The sequence below is a fragment of the Fusibacter bizertensis genome (genome assembly GCF_029914245.1).
In the GTDB taxonomy this organism is placed as follows: domain Bacteria; phylum Bacillota; class Clostridia; order Peptostreptococcales; family Acidaminobacteraceae; genus Fusibacter_C; species Fusibacter_C bizertensis.
Map to the genome: position 1 here is coordinate 1 of NZ_JARYZI010000024.1, position 4,752 is coordinate 4,752.

Consider the following 4,752-nt stretch of genomic DNA (forward strand, 5'->3'; position numbering starts at 1 on the left):
GGAAGCGATTATTGGAGAGATTCCAAGTAACGTAAACACACCGGCAGGATGTAAGTTCCATACAAGATGTCCATATGTAAAAGATATCTGTAAAGAGATGATTCCGCCAACAAAAGAAGTGACACCTAGACACCACGTCGCATGTCACTTTGCTGGAGAAATTTAGATTAATAAATCCAAAGCAAAGCAGTTATAAAGATTTAATTTGGAGCTATAAATATGAATTGATTAATAGGTTATTACAATTGTGCTCAAAACACTTTTGTGATAACCTATTTTTGTTAGTTTAAAGTAATTGTAATCAGAACAAGTGAGGATAATATGCATACATTAAAACGTAAATTCATGATGGACTTTCACACACACTGTAACTATTCACCAGATTCGGATACGCCCATGGAAGATATGATCATGGCAGCTATACAAATCGGGATTACTGATTTGGCATTTACTGATCACGTCGATATAGATGCTGATATAGATAATTATCCTCAGGACTGGGATTTTGACAGAAATGCATTTGAAAAAGATATTTTTAGTATGCAAGAAAAATATCAGGAAAAGATAAATATTTACCAAGGGTTAGAAGTTGGAGTTCAGCCACATTTGATTGAGAAAAATGCAGAAATAGTAAAAGGAAATCAGTATGATTTTGTAATTGCATCTCTTCATTCTGTGGAAAAAAGAGATTTATATCATAAAAAATTCTTTGAACATCACAACGATATAGAGGCGGTACAAATCTACTATACTGAGCTAGAAAAAAGTCTTCGAAAACCTATGGATTTTAGTGTTCTTGGGCACCTAGATCTTTATCTACGTTATAAGCCAGAACTTAAGAATGTTGCAGCAAAGCATTATGATGATATTGTGCATGTGATTTTTAAGAAGATTATAGAAGATGGAAAAGGAATTGAGTTAAATGCAGGTGGTTTTAGATATGGCTTAAATCAAAATAATCCTGGGATGACTTTGCTTAAGTTATATAAGGAGATGAAGGGAGAAGTAATAACATTAGGTAGTGATGCACATAGTCCCAAATATCTAGGTAGTAATTATAAAGAAAATTGTGAACTGCTAAAAAGTATCGGATTCAAGTATGTAACAACTTTTAAAAAAATGAAACCTGTATTTCACAAATTATAATAGGAGAAGGTGTATGACGTTTATTGAAAATTTAAAAACGATTGGGTTTGAGATGGGAATTAAATTTATTTCGGTAGTCTTGGTTTTGGTTATAGGCTTTAAGCTTGTTAATATAATAGAAAAAAGATTACTTAAGTCTAGATCATGGATTAGTATTGACCCCACATTGAAGTCATTTTTAAGATCATTTATGAAAATGGGTTTAAAAGCAATGGTACTCGTTACTGCAATATATACTACTGGTATTGAGATGACAACTTTTGTAGCTGTTATAGGTGCAGCGGGATTAGCAATTGGACTAGCATTACAAGGTAGCTTATCTAATTTAGCAGGAGGTGTTTTAATCATAACGCTGAGACCCTTTAAAGTTGGTGATTATATAGAAGGAGCAGGGCAAGCAGGAACAGTAACTGATATAGGATTGTTCTATACAAATCTAACGACACCTGATAATAAAGCTGTAATAATTCCAAATGCAAGCATAGCAAATAGTTCTGTAGTTAACTATGGTGTATTTCCAACACGAAGAGTAGACCTAGAATTTTCGGTATCATATCAATCCGCGATAAAAGATGTGAAGCGAGTTATTAGTAATGTTGTTGATCAAAATTCCTTGATATTAAGAGAGCCTGAACCATTTGTTAGACTGGCTAAACATGGTTCAAGTTCGTTAGATTTTAAAGTAAGGGTTTGGGTAAATGCATCTGATTATTGGGATGTGTATTTTACTTTAATTGAAGAAATTAAAGAAGCCTTTGACCGTGAAGGTATCGATATACCTTATCCACATTTAGTTGTGATATCGAATAATGAGAATTAGTCATTATAATTCAACCATCTGCTTTATATTTTAGAGTAGATGGTTTTTATTATTGATAACGTTTGAGGGCTTATCTATGTCACTATAAATGTTAAGATTTGTTAAGGAAATTAATACTTAGGCTTAATGAAATTGACGTCTGATAACTTTAGGACCTAAATAGAGCCCTAACCGTAGTAAATGTCACTATATAAAATAAATTATACATAATACTAGAGCCCTTACAATTTGTGGTCTTCAAAATACTAGTCAAATTGTTCGGAACACGTAATATTCTGTTAATTTGAAAGATATAGTTAACACTTTTATAGAAAGTGAGTTAAATCAAAATGTTTCGGGATTTTAACATTCGAAATATGACATATTTTTATATTTTATTTTGACTAAATTTAGTGTAGAATGAGAAATATCTTAAAACGAGATGTGAACAAACTTAAAACAAAACAATAATTAATGTAAATAGCTAGAATAAATAATTGTTGGAAAAGTGTTTTAAGTTTTTTATTTATACTTCAGGTTTTATTAAATTGAAATTACAATTATTTGAACAAATTGTGTATATTTTGCTTGCCTGTTCAAATTTTCTTTTAATTCGAATTGTCAAACTATTTGAACAATTCAACACAAAATCGAACAGTTGTTAAATAGTTTAAAAGTTTACAGAATCAATCAATTTATTTATGTTATGAACCTTAGGGTTTATATATAGCAGCATGAGATAAATTTTATCTCGAGTGTAGCATTTAAAGAAGGAGGATTATTAAATGAAGAAGTCGTTAATTTTATTGCTTTGCTTAGTAATGGTCGCTTCTGCTTTCTTAGCAGGATGTAGCCCAAAAGAAGAAGCAGTAACAGAAACAACTGCAGCAGGAGAAACAACTGCAGCAACAACTCAAGAAACATCAACTGAACCAAGTGGTACATTAGTAGTAGGTATCACAGAAGCATCAGGTAACTTCAATCCACTATACTACTCATCAGCTTATGATGGATACGTAGTAAACATGGTATTTGAAGGTCTTATCTCAAGAAACTTTGATGGCGAATATGAAGGTAGCGTTGCAGATAGCTGGGAATACTCAGAAGATGGCAAATCAATTACTTTCAACTTAAAAAAAGACAAAGTGTTCTCTGATGGACAACCTTTAACAGCTAATGATGTTGTGTTCTCTTATTTAATTCTTGCTGATCCATCATACACTGGCCGTTACAGCTCAGCTGTTAAAGACATGGTTGGATATGATGAATACTATGCAGGTGAATCAGATACATTCTCAGGCGTTGAAGCGATTGATGATTACACAGTAAAATTCAACTTCAAAGAAGCACTTCGTGTTAACTTTGAGAATTGTACTTATGCGATTCTTCCAGCACACTACTATGGAAAAGACTTTACACCAGGAAACACTGCTTCTGTAGAAGCAATTACTACTGATGCTATGGGTTCAGGTCCATACGTAGTATCTCAATTCAAAGAAAAAGAATTAGTATACCTTGAAAGAAATCCACTTTATGTTGGCGAAGGCTACATGGTTAAAGAAGTTATTCTTAAATTCGTAGACCAAACTACAGATATCGTTGAACTTACTAGCGGTGGTGTAGATTTATTAGCTGGCGTAATTGATCCTAATAAAATTTCTGAAGCTAGAAATGCGGGTCTTTCTATTAATCAATACAACAGAAGCGGTTACGGTTATATCAAAACAAATTGTGAAGCTGGCCCAACTGCAGATGTTAAAGTACGTCAAGCACTTTACTATGCATTCAACGTAAAGGAATTCGTAAATAGCTACTACTATGATGCTGATACAGATCAAGTTCTTGCTGTTACTCAATACCACCCATTCTCACAAATTTCTTGGGCGATTGATGATGCGTTACTTGATTCTATGATCGAGTACGATTTCGACCTTGATAAAGCAAAAGCATTACTTGACGAAGCTGGCTGGTTAGTTGGCGCTGATGGTTTAAGATACAAAGATGGTCAGCCATTAGAACTTAAAATCGCTGCTATGCCAGATCATGATATCTTAGCAACTCTTATTCCTATGTGGGAAAGAGACTGGGGTCAAGGTTTAGGCGTTAAATTGTCAGTTGCGTACCTTGAATTCAACACAATTCTTGACTATGTCATCTACAACTCAGATGCAAACGTAGATAACTGGAGTTTATTCTTCTTAGCTACAACAATTACAACTCCAGATCCACACACTCTTTATACTTCATTCCACTCAGATTATATCGGTAGCGGTATGGATAATACAAGCCGTTACAGCAACCCTAAAGTGGATGAACTTTTAGACCAAGGTAAAGCAATCATGGATATCGAAGAAGCGAAACCAGTTTATGCTGAAATCGCTAAGATTCTTAATGAAGAAGCTGTAATGATGCCAGTATATGCTAACACTTACTTTGATCTATACGCTACAAAATTAGTTGACTTTAAAACAAGCTCACTTTATGACTGGGTAGCTGCTCTTAAAGATGCTAAAATTGTTGAATAAGTAATCGGTAATGATTTTAATAGGCGGTCTTAAATGACCGCCTTTATCACCCAAGAAATAAAGAGTGCTAAGGAGTGAAGGGATGCTAAAGTATATATTGAGGAGACTACTACATTTAATACCAGTGCTTCTGATCATTACGATCATTTTGTTCGCAATGCTTCAAATCATGCCTGGTGATCCAGTTAATGCATACTTAGGAATTGGATCAAATGCAACAGTAGAACAACAACAACAGATTAGAGAAATGCTGGGTTTAGATCAACCCGTTCATATTCAATA

The 4,752-nt window shown here is 33.6% G+C and carries 4 protein-coding genes and 1 pseudogene; all 5 read left to right on the top strand.

Going from position 1 to position 4,752, the window contains the following annotated elements:
• Positions 1-10: 10 nt before the first annotated feature.
• Positions 11-166 carry an oligopeptide/dipeptide ABC transporter ATP-binding protein gene (locus QE109_RS17440; protein WP_281095834.1) on the top strand — a complete coding sequence of 52 codons (156 nt, stop codon included), beginning with the start codon at positions 11-13 and terminating at the stop codon, positions 164-166.
• Positions 167-321: 155 nt separating this feature from the next.
• Positions 322-1,146, top strand: coding sequence for a histidinol-phosphatase HisJ family protein (locus tag QE109_RS17445; RefSeq protein ID WP_281095831.1), 825 nt, complete (start codon positions 322-324; stop codon positions 1,144-1,146).
• Positions 1,147-1,159: 13 nt separating this feature from the next.
• Positions 1,160-1,966 (top strand): mechanosensitive ion channel family protein, encoded by an 807-nt coding sequence (locus QE109_RS17450; protein WP_281095832.1) that lies wholly within the window; start codon positions 1,160-1,162, stop codon positions 1,964-1,966.
• A gap of 764 nt (positions 1,967-2,730) precedes the next feature.
• Positions 2,731-4,470 (top strand): ABC transporter substrate-binding protein, encoded by a 1,740-nt coding sequence (locus tag QE109_RS17455; protein WP_281095833.1) that lies wholly within the window; start codon positions 2,731-2,733, stop codon positions 4,468-4,470.
• A gap of 82 nt (positions 4,471-4,552) precedes the next feature.
• Positions 4,553-4,752 (top strand): annotated as a pseudogene (locus QE109_RS17460) (diguanylate cyclase); the annotation flags it as partial.

What these genes read in the sequence shown, in the direction of transcription:
- QE109_RS17445 (WP_281095831.1), top strand. Translation starts at nt 322, where the DNA reads ATGCATACATTAAAACGTAAATTCATGATGGACTTTCACACACACTGT.
- QE109_RS17450 (WP_281095832.1), top strand. Translation starts at nt 1,160, where the DNA reads ATGACGTTTATTGAAAATTTAAAAACGATTGGGTTTGAGATGGGAATT.
- QE109_RS17455 (WP_281095833.1), top strand. Translation starts at nt 2,731, where the DNA reads ATGAAGAAGTCGTTAATTTTATTGCTTTGCTTAGTAATGGTCGCTTCT.